The 15,814-nt window shown below is 68.1% G+C and carries 11 protein-coding genes and 1 tRNA gene; 7 read left to right on the forward strand and 5 right to left on the reverse strand.

What is annotated here, in order from left to right; genetic code table 11:
* Nucleotides 1-26 precede the first annotated feature (26 nt).
* The 4 genes from OHA70_RS23645 to OHA70_RS23660 all read right to left on the reverse strand — a co-directional run bounded on the left by OHA70_RS23645 (nt 27) and on the right by OHA70_RS23660 (nt 9,614).
* Nucleotides 27-1,889 (reverse strand): ABC transporter ATP-binding protein, encoded by a 1,863-nt coding sequence (locus OHA70_RS23645; RefSeq protein ID WP_328321160.1) that lies wholly within the window; start codon nt 1,887-1,889, stop codon nt 27-29.
* Nucleotides 1,886-3,550, reverse strand: coding sequence for an ABC transporter ATP-binding protein (locus tag OHA70_RS23650; RefSeq protein ID WP_328335194.1), 1,665 nt, complete (start codon nt 3,548-3,550; stop codon nt 1,886-1,888). Before OHA70_RS23650 ends, OHA70_RS23645 begins: the two co-directional genes overlap by 4 nt.
* 332 nt (nt 3,551-3,882) lie before the next feature.
* Nucleotides 3,883-6,726 carry a hypothetical protein gene (locus OHA70_RS23655; RefSeq protein ID WP_328321162.1) on the reverse strand — a complete coding sequence of 948 codons (2,844 nt, stop codon included), beginning with the start codon at nt 6,724-6,726 and terminating at the stop codon, nt 3,883-3,885.
* A gap of 101 nt (nt 6,727-6,827) precedes the next feature.
* Nucleotides 6,828-9,614: a hypothetical protein gene (locus OHA70_RS23660; protein WP_328321164.1), complete on the reverse strand. Its 2,787-nt coding sequence runs from the start codon at nt 9,612-9,614 to the stop codon at nt 6,828-6,830.
* A gap of 169 nt (nt 9,615-9,783) precedes the next feature.
* Between OHA70_RS23660 and OHA70_RS23665 the strand changes: the two genes are divergently transcribed.
* The 7 genes from OHA70_RS23665 to OHA70_RS23695 all read left to right on the forward strand — a co-directional run bounded on the left by OHA70_RS23665 (nt 9,784) and on the right by OHA70_RS23695 (nt 15,681).
* Nucleotides 9,784-10,845, forward strand: coding sequence for a MoxR family ATPase (locus OHA70_RS23665; RefSeq protein WP_328321166.1), 1,062 nt, complete (start codon nt 9,784-9,786; stop codon nt 10,843-10,845).
* A gap of 1 nt (nt 10,846) precedes the next feature.
* Nucleotides 10,847-11,011 (forward strand): hypothetical protein, encoded by a 165-nt coding sequence (locus OHA70_RS23670; protein ID WP_328321169.1) that lies wholly within the window; start codon nt 10,847-10,849, stop codon nt 11,009-11,011.
* 22 nt (nt 11,012-11,033) lie between these two features.
* The gene (locus OHA70_RS23675) at nt 11,034-12,821 is read left to right on the forward strand and encodes a vWA domain-containing protein (RefSeq protein ID WP_328321171.1); all 1,788 of its coding nucleotides are present in this window, start codon (nt 11,034-11,036) and stop codon (nt 12,819-12,821) included.
* A 64-nt stretch (nt 12,822-12,885) separates the two neighbouring features.
* Nucleotides 12,886-14,061 (forward strand): MFS transporter, encoded by a 1,176-nt coding sequence (locus OHA70_RS23680; protein ID WP_328321173.1) that lies wholly within the window; start codon nt 12,886-12,888, stop codon nt 14,059-14,061.
* Between the two features lie 32 nt (nt 14,062-14,093).
* Nucleotides 14,094-14,828, forward strand: coding sequence for a hypothetical protein (locus OHA70_RS23685; RefSeq protein ID WP_328321175.1), 735 nt, complete (start codon nt 14,094-14,096; stop codon nt 14,826-14,828).
* Between the two features lie 78 nt (nt 14,829-14,906).
* The gene (locus tag OHA70_RS23690; RefSeq protein ID WP_328321177.1) at nt 14,907-15,341 is read left to right on the forward strand and encodes a hypothetical protein; all 435 of its coding nucleotides are present in this window, start codon (nt 14,907-14,909) and stop codon (nt 15,339-15,341) included.
* Between the two features lie 49 nt (nt 15,342-15,390).
* The gene (locus tag OHA70_RS23695) at nt 15,391-15,681 is read left to right on the forward strand and encodes a hypothetical protein (protein WP_328321179.1); all 291 of its coding nucleotides are present in this window, start codon (nt 15,391-15,393) and stop codon (nt 15,679-15,681) included.
* A 44-nt stretch (nt 15,682-15,725) separates the two neighbouring features.
* On the opposite strand, the gene OHA70_RS23700 is transcribed toward OHA70_RS23695, so the two are convergent.
* Nucleotides 15,726-15,796 (reverse strand) — tRNA-Gly (locus OHA70_RS23700).
* Between the last annotated feature and the right edge of the window lie 18 nt (nt 15,797-15,814).

The raw sequence follows: 15,814 nt of genomic DNA on the forward strand, positions 1-15,814 counted from the left end.
GGGGCGGGGCGGTCCGACAGCGATCGCTAGGCCAGGGAGTCTTCCCAGGCCTGGTGGAGGTCGGCGTAGTTGCCGCCGGTGTCGATCAGGTCGGCGGGAGCGCCGTCCTCGATGATGCGGCCGTGCTCGAGCACGATCACCCGGTCCGCGGTCTCCACCGTGGAGAGGCGGTGGGCGATGACGATCGCGGTACGGTCGTCGAGGATGGTCCGCAGCGCGCGCTGGATCAGCCGCTCGCTGGGGATGTCGAGGCTCGACGTCGCCTCGTCCAGGATCAGTACCGCCGGATCCGCCAGGAACGCCCGGGCGAATGCGACCAACTGCCGCTGACCCGCCGAGAGCCGGCTGCCGCGCTTGGCGACCGCCGTCTCGTACCCGTCGGGCAGCGCCATGATGAAGTCGTGCGCGCCGATCACCTTGGCCGCCTCGACGATCTCGTCCATCGTCGCGTCCGGCTTGCCGAACCGGATGTTGTCGGCGACCGAGCCGGTGAACAGGAAGTTCTCCTGGGTCACCATCACCACCCGCTCGCGCAGGTCGTCCTCGGTCAGGTCGCGCAGGTCGATCCCGTCGAGCAGCACATGGCCACCCGTCGGGTCGTAGAAACGCGCGACCAGCTTGGCGATCGTGGTCTTGCCGGCTCCCGTAGTCCCGACGAGGGCAAGCGTCTGCCCGGCCGGTACGTCGAGGTCGAGCCCCGGTAGTACCGGCACGCCGTCGACGTACTGGAACTGCACGTTGCGCAACTCCAGATGCCCACGCGCATGCTTGGCGGGCGTCGCGGGCTTGACCGGTTCGGGGACGTCCGGCTTCTCGTTCAGTACCCCGGACAGCTTCTCCAGCGCGGCACTCGCCGACAGGAAGGTGTTGTAGAACTGCGAGATGTCCTGCAGCGGCTCGAAGAACTGCCGCAGGTACAGCAGGAACGCGGTCAGCACCCCGACGGTCACGTGCCCGTGGTACGCCTGCCACCCGCCGTAGGCCAGGATCGCGACGATCGTGATGTTGCCGACGCCCTTGATCGACGGCATGAAGATCGCGTTGATCCGGAACGACTCGAGGTTCGCCTCGCGGTACTTGTCGTTGACCCCGTAGAAGATCTCCTCGTTGCGCGGCTCCCGCCGGAACGCTTGCACCGCCCGGATCCCGTGCATCGACTCGACGAAGTGCACGATCACCAGCACGACGGCCTCACGCGTCCGCCGGTAGACGATCGCCGACCGCTTCCGGAACCACGCCGTCAGGATGAACAGCACCGGGAACGACAGCAACGCCAGCAACCCGAGCTTGACGTCGAGGGTGAGCAGCAGGATCGCAGTACCGACCAAGGTCAGCAGAGCCGTCACCAGCCCGTCGAAGCCGGTCTCCAGCATCTCGTCGATGACATCCACGTCGGACGTCAGCCGCGAGATCACCCGCCCCGACGTGTACTTGTCGTGGAACGACGGGCTGAGCCGCTGGAAGTGGTCGAACACCCGCCGGCGCAGACCGAGCAGGATGGTCTGCCCGAGCCGGCCGGACCGCATCAGGAAGATCTGCCGGGCACCGGCCTGGATCAGCGCCGAGGCCAGCACGATCAGCACGATGTCGATCAGCGTCGAGCTGCCCTGGCCCGCCAGGATCGGCGGGATGCCCTTGTCGATCCCGAGGTGGACCAGGTACGGCACCGACAGCCGGGCCGCGTTCTCCACCACGACGATCGCGACGAGCAGCCAGATCATCTTCTTGTACGGCCGGAGCAGCTCGCCGAGCAGTTTGCGGGACTGCGTCTTGAGTCGCAGGGTCGTTGCCTTCGACAACTCCCGGTCCGGGTCCTCGGCGTACCCGCGCCAGGACTCTTCCTGATCCGGTTGATCGGTAGGTTGAGGTGTTTGCTGAGTGGTCGTCATGCGTGCACCTCCTCCTCTTCCGCCGCGAGCAGCATCCGGTACGCCGGTACCGTCGCCAGCAACTCCTGGTGCGTACCGACGTGGGTGATCGTGCCGCCCTCCAGCAGCGCGACCTGGTCGGCCAGCATCACGGTCGAGGCCCGGTGTGCGACGACGATGCCGGTGGTGGCGGCGAGCACGTTGCGCAACGCCTCCTCGACCAGTGCCTCGGTGTGCACGTCCAGCGCCGACAACGTGTCGTCCAGGACCAGTACCGCCGGCCTGGCCAGTACTGCGCGCGCCAGCGCGAGTCGTTGCCGCTGGCCACCGGACAGCGACATGCCCTGCTCGCCGACCCGGGTCTCCAGCCCCCAGGGCAACTCGTTCGCGAAGGTCGCCTGGGCGATCTCCAGGGCCTGCTGGACCTCGGCGTCGGTCGCGTCGGGCCGGCCGAGGGTGATGTTCTCCCGGGCGCTCATCGAGAACAGCGTCGGGTCGTCGAACGCCGACGCGACCGCGCTGCGCAGCGACTTCAGGGTGAGATCGCGGACGTCATGCCCGTCGATCGTGATCCGCCCGCCGGTCACGTCGTACAGCCGGGGGACCAGCGAGGTCAGGGTGGTCTTGCCCGAGCCGGTGGCGCCGACCAGGGCGAGCGTCGTACCGGGCGCGAGGTCGAGGTTGATGTCGTGCAGGACGTCGGCCGAGTCCGGGCCGAACCGGAAGCTGACGTTCTCGAAGACCAGGTGACCGCGCGGGTTCACCAGCTCGTCGGGACCGTCGGTGATGGTGGACTCGGTGTCCAGGATCTCGCTGATCCGGTCCGCCGACGTCATCGCCTCCTGCGCCATCGCGAGGATGGTGCCGAGCGACTCGACCGGCCAGATCAGCGACAGCATCAAGGTGATGAAGGCGACCAGGGTGCCCAGGGAGATCGCGTCCCGGCCGACGGCCAGCGCGCCGAGCAGCAGCACGATCACCAGGGTCAGGTTCGGGATCACCTCCAGGAAGGTCCAGAACCGCGACGCCAGCCGGACCTTGTCGACCGAGGTCTCGTACAGCTTCACCGCACCGTCGTCGAACTGCTTCTTGACGTGCTCGCGGCGGCCGAACGCCTTGATCACCCGGAAGCCGACCGCCGACTCCTCGATCCGGGTGGCCAGGTCGCCCTGCTGGTCCTGCACCCGGCGGGAGATCGCCAGGTACTTCTTCTCGAACTTCAGCGAGACCACGATGATCGGCGCGGCGGCCACCAGGACCACGACGCCGAGCGGCCAGTACAGCTGCAGCAGCAGGAAGGTGACGACCACCAGCTGCAGCACGTTGATCACCAGGAACAGCAGGCCGAAGCCCATGAACCGGCGGATCGTGGACAGGTCGGCGGTCACCCGGGAGAGCAGTTGCCCGCTCTGCCAGCGGCTGTGGAACTCCATCGGGAGGGCCTGCAGCCGGATGTAGAGGTCGTTGCGGAGACTGGCCTCGAGGTCGCTGACCGCGCGCGACTGGGCCCACCGGCGGACCCAGACCAGCAGGACTTCGCTGATGCTCAGGCCGAGGGCCAGCAGGCCGAGGGGGAGCAGAAGGTCGATCTCACGGCGGGTGACCGGACCGTCGATGATCGCCCGGGTGACCAGGGGGACGGTGAGGCTGACGCCAACGCCCAGGATCGCCGTGGTGAACATGGTCACCAGGCGCCACTTGTGGGGGCGGAGGTAGGGGCGGAGTCGCCAGAGATTCTGGCTCCGCCTCGGGTTCGTACGATTGGAAGGGGCAGCGATAGACGGCGCTTGGGCAGGTGGCTCTGAGGGCATCTGGAGGGGCGCACTTCCCAACATGACTCGGCGCGGGATTTTGGCTGGCGACCGGAAAACGGCGCACTTTCCAGTATCGCGTAGTGGTAAGCGCTTGTCCTGCGAATTCCATTCCCCGGAGCTCAATTACCGCTTGTTGCAATGAGCGAGCCCCGCCACCGGGCGGTGACGGGGCCCACACTGATTACGAACCGTGATGAGTCTCAGCTGCGCAAGAAGGCGACGCCATCGATCACGGCCTGGGCGGCGCTGACCGAGACGATCTTGATCTCCCCGGTCCGGTACGGGGTGACCGGCATCAGCGTGACCGTCACCTTGCTGCTCGGCGCGAGCAAGGACACCCGGCCGATCTTCACCCCTGCGTGGTACACATCCACGCTGCCCTGTCCGGGGCCGTTGACGGTTACCAGCGCGATCCGCAGCCCGGCCTCGCCTGCCTTGGTGAGGGTCGCGCCGGACGCCTTCAGCTGCGAGATCGTGCCCTTGTACGTGATCGAGCTGGTCGCCCGGGTCACCGTGCCGGTAGCAGTCAGCGCCCGGTCGTCAAGCGGCGCAACCGCACAAGCCGGCGCCGACCAGCCGGACTCGTAGCCGGCGGCGTCCGTTGCCCGAACCATGAAGCACCGGTCGACCCCGGCCACCGGTGCCCAGGTGACGGACGTAGCGGTCGTCCCCTGCCAGGCGGCGGGGTACTGCCACTTGCCGTAGGCCTGACCGGCGATCGCGTCCCGGTAGACCACGTCGTACGACGCGACCTTGCCGCTGTTGTCGGTGAACGCGTACTTGAAGGTGCCGGTCGCTGCCGTGATGACGCGCTCGCCTGCACTGCTACTGGTCAGGGTCGGCGCGGTCCCGTCGATCTCGGTGCAGAACGACTGGCTCCATTCGCCTTGGTTGCCGGCCCGATCCCGTGCCCTCGCCTGGAAACAGGTGTCGGTGCCAGGAGGCGCGTCGCGGCTGACGTAGTTCTCGTGCTTGGGCAGCTTCTGCCAGGTTGGCGGCAGCACCCAGTCGCCGTACGGCGCACCCGGGGAGGTGCGCTGCTGGTACCGAACGTCGTACTCCGCGATGCCGCTGGCCTGGTCGTCCGGGGTGGCCGGGTCGGTGAACGTGAAGCGGAAGGTCGGGAACGTCCCGGTCTGGACCCGCGGACCGGCGTCCCCGGTGGCCAGCACCGGAGCGACGTGGTCGGTGTCGACGGTGGGCTGCGGCGCGAGCCAGTCGAGCGTGACGATCCGCGCCTGCCGGTTGCGGTCGTTGTAGACCAGCCGGGCGGCGTCGGCGTCGTCCGGCTGGTAGCTGGGTCGCGTCCAGAAGTACGCCGCGAGCGGTCCGTACCGGCGTTCGGTCAGGTTGAGGGTGTTCAGGTCGGTGACCTTGAGGTCGATCGGCACCGTCGGCGAGATGTCGCTCCCAGCTGTGTCCTGGACGAGGAAGTTGTAGCCGAGCTTCCAGCGGAGGCTGAGCGTGATCGTCCGGGTGGGCACCTGGCCCTGGACGTCGATGATCCGGTCGTCGGTGCCCGCGCAGTCGACCACGACCCAGCGGCCGGCCGCCTGGATGCCCTGGGCCGGCCCGCACCCGGGTCCGGCCGGATAGGTGGTGGAGAACCCGTTGGTCGTCGCGGTCAGGTTGTCGCGCCAGTCCGGCCCGGTCCAGATCGTCTGGCCGTTCAAGCCGACCGGCAGCGGGAAGCTGTCGATCATCTTCCGTGCGACCAGGTCGTAGACCTGCACCACCGTGCTGCTGTTCGCCATCCCCACTGCAACCAGCTTGCCGCCCCGGCCGAGGTGCGCCACCGGGCCGTCGAACTGAACGGTTCCCTTCGCGTCGGTCACCCACCCGTACTGGGTCCCGTCATTGTGGACGCGAGTGGTCGCCAGCGCGTTGCCGGCGAACTCCGGCGGATACCTGAACTGGTCGCGAGTGATACCCAACTCGGTCCAGCTCGCTCCGAGGTCCCTGGTCTGATGAACAGTGGTGAACCCGTCACTGACCAGGCCGCCTTGCGGCGGCACCGTCGCATCGGTGACCACCTTGTCGCCGGACAGCATCACGAACTCGGACTGACCGTGGAACGGCGGTACCGGGGCGATGCTCTGCAGTACTCCGTCGGCCCCGATGGAGGCCACCTGCGCCTGAGCAGTGACGAGCAAACGCCCGTTGCCCTGGTCCTCCGCGTCGTGCACGCCGGTGACGAGGTTCCTGGTCACTGTGCCGTCCTGGAGGCTGACCTTGGCCAGCTCCTTGGTGTCCGGCACTCGCACGGCGACGTCGTCACCCAGCGGGAGCAGCGGCTGCTTGAACGGTACGACGACTGTGCCGTCGACCGAGCCGGTCCGTTGCTTCCAGGCCAGCGTGGTCGTGGTGGCGTCGGTGGAGGTCTGCCAGATGACCCGGCCGGGGGTGAGCTGCGCCCACGGGGTCGCCGCGGTCAGAGTCGCCGCTTGCGTCGCCGTACCGGTGGCCACGTCGAGGACGAACAGACCGGTTGGCGTGCCGAGCAGGAAGGCGTCGTCGGTACGGTCCAGCACCTTCGCGGTGGTGGTGACTCCGGTGACGGGCGTCTCGGCGCCTGCGTAGGTACGGAGAGCGAAGGCGTCTCCGCGGGCCAGCAGCAGGCCGCCGGGGTAGACATTGCGAACCACGGTTCCGGCCGGAGCGTTGATGATTTGGAGATCGTCGGCGGTGTGCAGTCGGCGGGCCGCGGCGCCGCTGTCGCTCCACTTCACCGCGTACTCGCCGACGATGTCGGGGGTCGCGTTCATGTCGATGTTCTGGCGCGGGAAATCACCCTCGACGGTTCCGTCGAGGGTGCTCTTGATGCTCCACGGGGCCGGTGCGAAGTCAGTCGGCCAGCCGTAGTCGGTCAGGTAGTACTTGCTCGTCGCCGCCACGATCTGGACCGGCGGATCGGCCTCGAGCCGCGGCGCGACCAGCGTGCCCTCGCCGAGATGGACCGGCGGCTCGGCAGCATTGGCCGCGCTGGAGCCGACGGGTAACAGTGCCAGGACACAGGCGGCGGCGACCGCGGTACGCAACTTCAAAAGGACCCCTCCCACAGGACCGGCAAAGCCGGATCAGCGGGCGCAGCCTAAATCCCGGCGGATCGCAGTGTCGCCGGGATTGCAGCTAGTTGCAGAAATCGCTACAGCCGGAGGAAGGCGACGCCGTCGATCGTCGCCGGGGCCGTGGAGGTCGAGACGATCTTGACCGCGCCGGTGCGATACGCGGTGATCGGTAGGTAGGTGACCGTGCGTGCCGTGGTGGTCGCGGCCAGGTTGACCGTGCCGATCTTGATGTTGGCGTGGTAGACGTCGACCTTGCCCTGGCCCGGTCCGCTGATCCCGACGACCGCGATCCGTAGGGCGCCCTCGCCGGTCTTGGTCAGGTACGCGCCGTTGGCCTTCAGGATCGAAGTGGTGCCCTGGAAGGCGAGGGTGCTGGTGGACCGGGTCACCGTGCCGGACGAGGTGAGTGCGCGGTCGTCCTGCGGTACCACCGTGCAGAGCGGCTTCGACCAGGCAGACAGGTTCCCAAGCACGTCGCGGGCGCGGATCATGAAGCACTCGTCCATACCGATGCGTGGTGCCCAGGTGATCGCCCTCAGGTCGGTGTCCTGCCAGGCCGCCGGGTAGACCCAGCTGCCGAAGGCGGCTCCGGCCGCGGCGGTCTTGTAGACGACGTCGTACGACGCGACCGCGGTCTCGTCGGCGTAACCCCAGCTGACCGTGGCTGTCGCACCGAGCGCGACGCGGTCGCCGATCCTCAGCGTGACGGCGGTCGGCGCGATGCCGTCCACCTCGCTGCAGTACGACGTGCTCCAAGCGCTCAGGTTGCCTGCATAGTCGCGAGCCCGGACCTGCCAGCACGTGTCGGTGCCCGGTGCCGCGGTGTAGCTCGCGGCAGTCGTCTTGAGCCCTTGCCAGCCCACTCGCTCGTTCCAGGCGCCGTACGGCGAGGTGCGGTTGGGGCGCTGCTGGATGCGGACGTCGTACGACAGGATTCCGCTCGCTGGTGCGTTGGGGTCCTGTGGATCCGTGAAGGTCCAGTCGAACGACAGGCTGGTGTTGTCGCGCAGCCGGTCGCCTGCGGTCGCACTGGTCAGTACGGGAGCAGTGGTGTCCGGGCGCTGCTGCGGGTCGACCGCCAGCCAGGTGAGGCTGATGATCCGGGGCCGGGCGTCGGGATCCGCGTAGATGATCTTGGCGCCACCAGCGCCGTCGGGACGGAAGCTGGCCGGCTGCAGGAGCCGGCCGTTGATCGGTCCGTAGCGGCGCTGGCCCAGGCCTTGGTCGTTGAGGTCGGTGACCAGCAACTCCTTGGTGGACAGGCCATTGGCGTCTTCACCGGCAGCGGTCTGTACTACGAACCCGTTGCCGAGCTGGGAGTCTGCCGCGACTGTCAGGTTGCGCGGCGCCTCGGGGCCCTTGATGTCGATGACCTGGTTGCCGCCGGTGCAGCCGCTCAGCAATGCCCAGCGCCCGTTGACGTCGTCCGCTCCGACCGTGCAGGCGCTGGCCACCGCGATCGTCTTGGTCGCCTGGGTGCTGAGGTCCTTGCCGGTCAGCACACCGGTCTCGGTGACCTTCCAAACCGAGCTGTCGGCCAAGGCGAAGGGCACTGCGTAGTCCGCGAGCTTGGTCTTGCTCGCTACGTCATAGACCTCGGCCGTCGCGGCATCCGGCGTACGGTGCGAGACCAGCTTGCCGCCCTTGCCGAGCACGACCTCGTCGGTCGCGGGGAAGGTCAGGTCGCCACCAGAGCCGCGCACTCGGGCGATACCGGCCTGGTAGGTCACCAGGGTGGTCCCCTCGAGCTGGAGCGGCTTGCCGGAGTTGCTGGTGCTCAGTGATGACCAGGTGGTGCCGTTGGTGGTCGTCTCGTACACACCGTGGTCCGGCTGATAGTCAGCGGTCACTACGCGCGCACCGGACATCCCGACCGTGGTGACCTGAGCAGCGAAGGCAGGAGTCGCCTTGACGGTCGTTAGCACGCCGTCCGCTCCTACGCTGGCCACCTTGCTCTGGGCACTGATCAGCAGTCGGCCGTTGCCGAGGTCTGCCGCGTCGTGGACTCCAGTGACGAACGCTGCGGTGACGGTGCCGGTGGTCACCGCGATCTTGGCCAGCTGCTTGGTGTCAGGCACCAGTACTGCGAGGTCGTCGCCAACCGTGAGCAGTGGAAGCCCGAACGGGACCTCTACCGAGCCAGTGGTCGTGCCTTGCTTCCAGCCGACTGTCTTGGAGTTCGCCGTGGCAGCGGTCTGCCAGAGCACTCTGGTGGGAGTCAGGGCGGCCCAGGCCGGGTTGGCGGGCAGCGTGGCGACGGCGGTCGCAGTGCCGGTTGCTGTGTCGATGACTGAGAGGTGATCGGCGACGGTGATCAGGATCGAGGTGGCGGTCGTGTCGAGGATGACGGGGTCGCCGAAGGCTGCGCCGGTGACTGGCTTCTCGGTGTTGTCCACTGCGCGCAGGGCGAAGGAGCTGTCGGCTGCGCGGGACAGCAGGATGCCACCGGGGTAGGCGCCCTGGTACGTCGCGCCGGCCGGTACTGCGACCTGGCTGACCGCGTCGGTTGCGATGTCGCGGAAGGCGATCTGGGCGGCGGCCGGCGTCACGACGTACTTGCCGAGCAGGGTCGGGGGCTTGTCCGGGTCGTCACGCAGGCGCGGGGAGGTACGGGCCAGTGCGCCGTTGGTGCTGCTGAGGATCTCCCACGGCTCCGGTGAGTGGTCGTCGGGCTGGCCGTACGACGTCACGTAGTACGAGCTGGTCGCCTGCCTGATCTGCAGCGCGGGATCGGCCACGGACCGGTTGCCGACCAGTTGGCCCTCGCCGAGGTGCTGCGGCGGATCGGCCGCCATCACCTTGACCGCGGCGAGCGGCAGCAGGACGACCGCGCAGGCGGCAGCGAGCAGTTTTGAACGCAGCATCATCAGAACGTAAACCCCCTCGGCGGCTCAGCCGCCGTGTCTTCCGCTGATCGCGGCACCATAGCCGGTAACCCGGAGTAGCGGAAGCGCTTGCCGGAAAATCCGATGGACACGTGGAGTGACGTGGAGGACCCTCGAAGGTGTCTTCCGAACCCGCTGAAAGGATCCGATGCAGGCCGCCATCACCGTGACGCCGGCGCAGTTGCCCGACGTGTTGCTGAACGTCGCCGTCGTGCGGCCGGTGTTCGTCTGGGGCGCGCCAGGGATCGGCAAGAGCAGCCTGGTGCGTTCCTTCGCGGACTCGCTCGGGCTGGACTGCGTGACCCTGCTCGGGACGCAACTGGCGCCGGAGGACCTGATCGGAGTACCGCAGATCGTGGACGGGCGGAGCCGGTTCGCGCCGCCGGTGAGCATCGCCCGGGAGACGCCGTACTGCTTGTTCCTGGATGAGCTGAACGCGTCGTCGCCCGAGGTGCAGAAGGCGTTCTACTCGCTGATCCTGGATCGGCGGATCGGTGAGTACGAGCTGCCTGCCGGGTCCGTCGTGATCGGCGCTGGGAACCGGGCCACCGACAACGCGCTGGCCCGGCCGATGGCGTCGGCTCTGCTCAACCGGTTGGTGCATGTTCACCTGCGAGCGTCGGCGACCGATTGGCTGGCGTGGGCTGCCGGCGCAGGGATTCACCCGTGGGTGCTCGACTATTTGCTCAACCGGCCGGACCACTTGTGGACGGCGCCGCCGAAGACGGAGGAGCCGTTCTCGACGCCGCGCAGCTGGCACATGCTGTCCGACGCGCTGCACTCCTACGGAGAGGGCGTCGACGACGAGACCATCCGGATCCTTGCCTTCGGCACCTTGACCGCCGCGCACGCCTCGACGTTCCGTGCCTTCGTGAAGACGGTTCGGAATGCTTTTGGGCTGGAGGCGGTGCTCAAGGGCGAGGCTGCCTGGCCGGCCGCTCCTGAGGACCGGGATCTGCTCTACTTCCTGGCCGAGACCTTCCGGGCGCGGCTGGTGAAGGAACTGTCGGCTGACAAGGCCTCGGCGAGCCCGGCGGCCCGGCAGTTGGCTTATCGCGGCAAGGCGTTGCTGGTGGAGCTCGCAGAGATCTCATTGGAGGTTGCCCAGATCGTGATCGCATCTGACGACAACGGCCGCCCGGTGCTGCCGACCTGGTTCCTGGTCGAGGTCACCCGCGACCTGCCCCGTCTCGTGGCTGCCCGGTCCTGACATGGCTAGGTGGGCAAGCAAGCCGGGCTGGTGGGCGAAGACTCCGGTGCGGTGGCCGGAGAAGCTAGGGCGGTGGGAACGAGCGGCTCGCCGGGAGCAGAAGCCGCTCCGCTGGGACAAGCGGCCCGCCAAGTGGCTGGGCACGGCCCGCCGAGGGACCGGCTGATGGCTGGTCGGGGGAGCGACTGATGGCTCGGCGGGGGCCTAAGCGGGATCCGGCGGTGGAGGCGATCCGGGCTGGGTGGGGTGTGGTTGCGGCGCATCCGCTGTTTGCGCCGATGGTGGGTTACCGGAACGCGCCGCTGCGTTCAGCGGACGGGCCGTGTCCGGCCGACGGGTGGGCGGTCGTGACTTCGGATGGGACCTTCTACGCCCATCCGACCCGGTTGGCCGATGCGGACCAGTGGGCTTGGGTCTTTGCGCATCTGCTGATCCACCTCGGGCTCGGCCACGCGTCGCCGGGCAGGCCTGGTGCGGATCACGCGGCGGCTGCCGCTTGTGATGTGGCGGTCAACCGGTTCTTGGCGTCGTTGGGGATCGGGCGGGCTGTGGTGCGGCTGCCGGATGAGTTGCCGGGCACGGACGAGGATGTGCTGGCGCGGGAGTGGCGGCGTACCGGCGTACCGGCTGAGTTTGGGCAGTTGGGCGTGGCTGGGCATGTGAATGATGTGGTGGTGAGGCCCTGGACGGGATGGGGCGACCCGCCCGCCTGGGAGGACTGGTTTGCCGCTGGGCTCTCGGACGCGGCTGCGGCGGCTGTGGAGATCGCTGGTGGGGTGCGGTCCTCGCTGTCGGACGCTGGTGGCGCAGTAGCCGAGTGGGACCGGGCACTGGGCTGGTTCGTGTCGTCGTACCCGTTACTGGGCGCTCTGGCCGCCAGCATGAAGGTAGTAGCCGAGGCAGAGCTCGCCCGCGGGTGGGACATCCAGGTGGCGGCCGTGAACGCCGAAGCGGGGGAGATCTACATCAACCCGCTCCACAAGCTGACGCAGAACGAATGGCGCTTCGTGATGGCCCACGAGATGCTGCACGCCGCCCTGCGCCACGGTGCTCGCGTCGGCGGGCGTGACGCGTACCTGTGGAACGTAGCTGCCGACCTGGTCATCAACGGCTGGCTGATCGAGATGGCCGTCGGCACGATGCCGGACGGAGCCCTGTACGACGTATCGCTGCGCGGACTGTCCGTGGAGGCCGTGTACGACCGGATCACGACCGACCTGCGCAGGTACCGCAAGCTGGCGACTCTGCGGGGTGTAGGGCTCGGTGACGTACTGGGCCAGCCGCTGCCGCGAGTGGGTGAGGGTGCCCGGGCTACTGACCTCGACGACATCTACCGGCGTTCGCTGACGACCGGGCTGGCCTACCACGACAGCAGTCGGGGTCTACTGCCTGCAGGGCTCGTCGAGGAGATCAAGGCGCTCGACCATCCACCACTGGCTTGGGATGCGCAGCTGGCGCGCTGGTTCGAGGAGCATGTGCCGTCGGTGGCGAAGGTACGGACGTACGCTCGCGCCTCCCGTCGCCAGGCGAGCACTCCGGACATCCCGCGACCGGGGTGGGTGCGGCCGACCACGGTCGAGCGGCTGCCGACGTACGGGGTGGTGCTGGACACCTCGGGCTCGATGGATCGCGCCCTGCTGGGGAAGGCGTTGGGGGCCATTGCGTCGTACTCGATGGCACGGGATGTCCCTGCGGCACGGGTGGTCTATTGCGATGCTGCGGCGTACGACGCGGGCTATGTCCCGGTCGACGACATCGCTGGTCGGGTGAAGGTGCGCGGGCGGGGCGGGACGGTCCTGCAGCCCGGGGTCGACCTCCTGGAGCGCGCGGACGACTTCCCGGCGGACGGCCCGATCCTGATCATCACAGACGGCCAGTGCGACGTAGTACGGGTACGCCGCGAACACGCCTGGCTCGTACCGGCCGGCGCCACGCTGCCCTTCACTCCCAAGGGCCCGGTCTTCCGCGTCCAGTGAACAAGCTTCGCTGTCGGCGAACGACGGTGTCGGTTGAGCCCAGGTTGTTGCGAGGGTCCGGGGCATGTGGCGCAACCGCGAGTTCCTCAAGCTGTGGTCCGGGCAGGCGATCTCCTGGACGGGTACTGCGATCACTACCGTCGCGATGCCACTCGTCGCCGTTGTCACGCTGCACGCATCGGCTGTCGAGATGGGTGTCCTCGCAGCCCTGAATGTCCTTCCCCACTTGGTGTTTGGCCTACCTGCTGGACTGGTGGTCAGCCGCTTCTCCCTGCGCCGCTTACTGCTTGTGGCTGACCTCGGTAGAGCTGTGCTGCTCGGCGTAATCCCTTTGCTGGCGGCCATCGGGCACCTGCAGATTCTGCATCTCTACCTGGTCGCCCTAGCCGCCGGTATCCTGACACTGCTGTCCGATACGGCCTCACAGTCGCTGTTGCCGGTACTGGTTCCGCGCGACGACCTGATGTCCGCCAACAGCGCCACACTGTTCACACAGACCGTCGCCGGTACCGCGGGCCCTTCGCTGGCTGGTGTTCTGGTCGCAGCCGTCAGCGCTCCGTTCGCGATCGCCTTCGACGCTGCCTCCTACGCGTTGTCCGCCGTGACATCGATGCTGTTGAAGGAGCCTCCGCGCTCGTCTGCCGCCCGGGGCCCGGCGTTGACCCTCACTGGCGGCCTACGTGTCCTCTTTGATGACCCGTTGCTCAGAGCGCTGGTCATCTCCGCAACGGCAGCCGCAGCCTTTGGAGCACTCCAGGCGCCTTTGGTGGTTCTCTACCTGGTCCGCGAGCTCCACTGGTCGCCACTACTCGTCGGGGCCGTCATCACCGTCTCGGGAGTCGCCTCAGCGCTCGGCGCGCTCGCGGCACCGGCGTACGGGCGCCTCCTGGGCCTGGGGCGCGCTTACATCACCGGCCAACTCCTCGCGTCCCTCTCGGGCCTGGCCCTAGCGGCGGGCCTGACTCCACTCGCCTTCGGCAGCCAGCTCCTCACGGGCCTGGGGATGCCGTTGTACGGAGTACCGCAGCGCACTCTCCGCCAATCCCTCGTCCCGCCCGCCCTACTCGCACAGGCCACAGCTGCCTGGCGCACCCTCGTCATCGGCGGCCAAACGACCGGCATGCTGCTCTCCGGCGTACTAGCCACCACCCTCGGCCTCCGCACCACCTTCCTCCTCACCACCGCAGGCATGCTCACCGCAGCCGTGTACTCCGCTCGCTCCCGCCTGCGCCAGGTCTGAGCCCTGATCCCGCCGCTGGCTTAGGGTCTGGTGTGCAGTGGATCCATGAGCAGCGGTTGCGCTGGATGGTCGACTTCGTCGATCCGGACCCGACCCGACGCAGAGCGGCAAGGATGCGGCAGGACCGGTACCTGGCTCAGCAGCGCCAGGCGATCGACCGCCAGAACGCTCTGTGGTGGGCCAACGGTCAGAGCTACGACTTCCTGGATGTGCCCGCTCTCCGAGCGGAGTTCGACCGGCACCTCGCTGCGCAACGGAGCGCCGGGGCGCACACCATCTACTCCGCGCTGCACAGCTTCGTGGACGCTTCGTGGCAGGTAGACCAGAGAGCGACTTTCGAGCTGCTCGCGCCGTACGCAGTGCTCTTCCTGCGCTGGGAGACCGACTATCCCGACGAGTGGAGGTTGTCCAGCGGCTGGGGTACCAAGCAGCAGGTACTCAGGAGCTTCATCCGGGTCGGCGCGCCCGAGTCGACGCGCGCGGACCTGATCGAGCTCGTCGTCCAAGCCGTGTCGAGACAGCATCGATGCGAGGACCGCTGGTACGCCGCTCTGGCGCGGCGCGTCGATGGTCCGGAACTGAGAGCGGCGCTCGGCGAATGCCGGGAGTCGGCCGATAAGGTGGTGCGCCTCAGGGCGGAGTACGTGCTCATCGTCCTGGACGACGCCGAGCTGCCGGTCACCCTCGCGAGCTGGCGTAGTTGGCTCGCGCGCTCGGGGTCGAATGTGACAGCAGGCCCCTGGCCACGGAGTTCCGGTGCCGACTGACGGTGGCCCTCTGACCTCTGGCCACGGCGGGGGCGGGATGGCAGGCTGAGTCCCCGCCCCACAGTGAGGATCGACATCATGAACCGACGCTCCTTCCGCCGGCTGCTCGGCGCGGCCGCCGCGCTCGTCATCGCCGTCGCGTCGCCGGTGGTCAACCCGGCCGCCGCCTCCGCCGCCTCCACGCTGTACCGGGCGACCGAGGTCAGCATCATCCAGGAGGACGTGTGCACCGGGAACTTCCAGGCGTACATCTGCTTCCAGAAGTACGGTGACAACTTCTTCGTCGTGGACATGTACAACGACAGCTCCTCGGCCGCGGCGTACTTCGAGACCGACTACGGCCGTACCGGCGCGTGCTACAACCCGTACGGCAAGGGCCACGCGGGGGTCTGCAACCTGGACCTCAAGGAGGGCGCGCGCGTGTGCATGTACGTGGCCATCATCGACCGCGACGGCGCCAACAGCCTGATCATCGCCCTCGACTCCAAGAAGTGCTTCTACAACGACCACTGACCAGCGCTACGACACCGACCTGCCCTGTCGCACACGCGATGATGACCCGGTGACCCCGCTCCACTACGCCTTGGTATTGCTCCTCGCTGTGGTTCTCAGCGCGCAGGTCCTGATGTTGATGGAGAGCAATCGCTCGCTCCGGCAGCGACTGTGTGACCTGAGCTGGGGCGGCGACGCGTCCTCCGTACTACTCGCGGCCGCGCTCATCTGCGGAGCACTCGGTCTGCTGCTCGGCAGCCTGTGGTGGAGAGCCGGCCTCGGCGCGGGAGCGGGCCTGCTGCTCAGTGTGGCCGGCTGGGCGGCAGCAGTCGGCTGGGCTCACCGGAGTACAGACGGATGAACGAAGGGCCCTCAGCCGGTGGCTGAGGGCTCTTCGCGGTGCTGAGCGGGTGACGAGAATCGAACTCGCGTAGTCAGTTTGGAAGACTGGGGCTCTACCATTGAGCTACACCCGCATGCGCCCTGTTGTGGGC

Source organism: Kribbella sp. NBC_00382, from assembly GCF_036067295.1.
Lineage (GTDB): Bacteria > Actinomycetota > Actinomycetes > Propionibacteriales > Kribbellaceae > Kribbella.

Coding starts and splice junctions, on each gene's coding strand:
- OHA70_RS23650 (WP_328335194.1), bottom strand. CDS start 3,550: ATGTTCACCACGGCGATCCTGGGCGTTGGCGTCAGCCTCACCGTCCCC.
- OHA70_RS23680 (WP_328321173.1), top strand. CDS start 12,886: ATGTGGCGCAACCGCGAGTTCCTCAAGCTGTGGTCCGGGCAGGCGATC.
- OHA70_RS23675 (WP_328321171.1), top strand. CDS start 11,034: ATGGCTCGGCGGGGGCCTAAGCGGGATCCGGCGGTGGAGGCGATCCGG.
- OHA70_RS23665 (WP_328321166.1), top strand. CDS start 9,784: ATGCAGGCCGCCATCACCGTGACGCCGGCGCAGTTGCCCGACGTGTTG.
- OHA70_RS23670 (WP_328321169.1), top strand. CDS start 10,847: ATGGCTAGGTGGGCAAGCAAGCCGGGCTGGTGGGCGAAGACTCCGGTG.
- OHA70_RS23690 (WP_328321177.1), top strand. CDS start 14,907: ATGAACCGACGCTCCTTCCGCCGGCTGCTCGGCGCGGCCGCCGCGCTC.
- OHA70_RS23645 (WP_328321160.1), bottom strand. CDS start 1,889: ATGACGACCACTCAGCAAACACCTCAACCTACCGATCAACCGGATCAG.
- OHA70_RS23660 (WP_328321164.1), bottom strand. CDS start 9,614: ATGCTGCGTTCAAAACTGCTCGCTGCCGCCTGCGCGGTCGTCCTGCTG.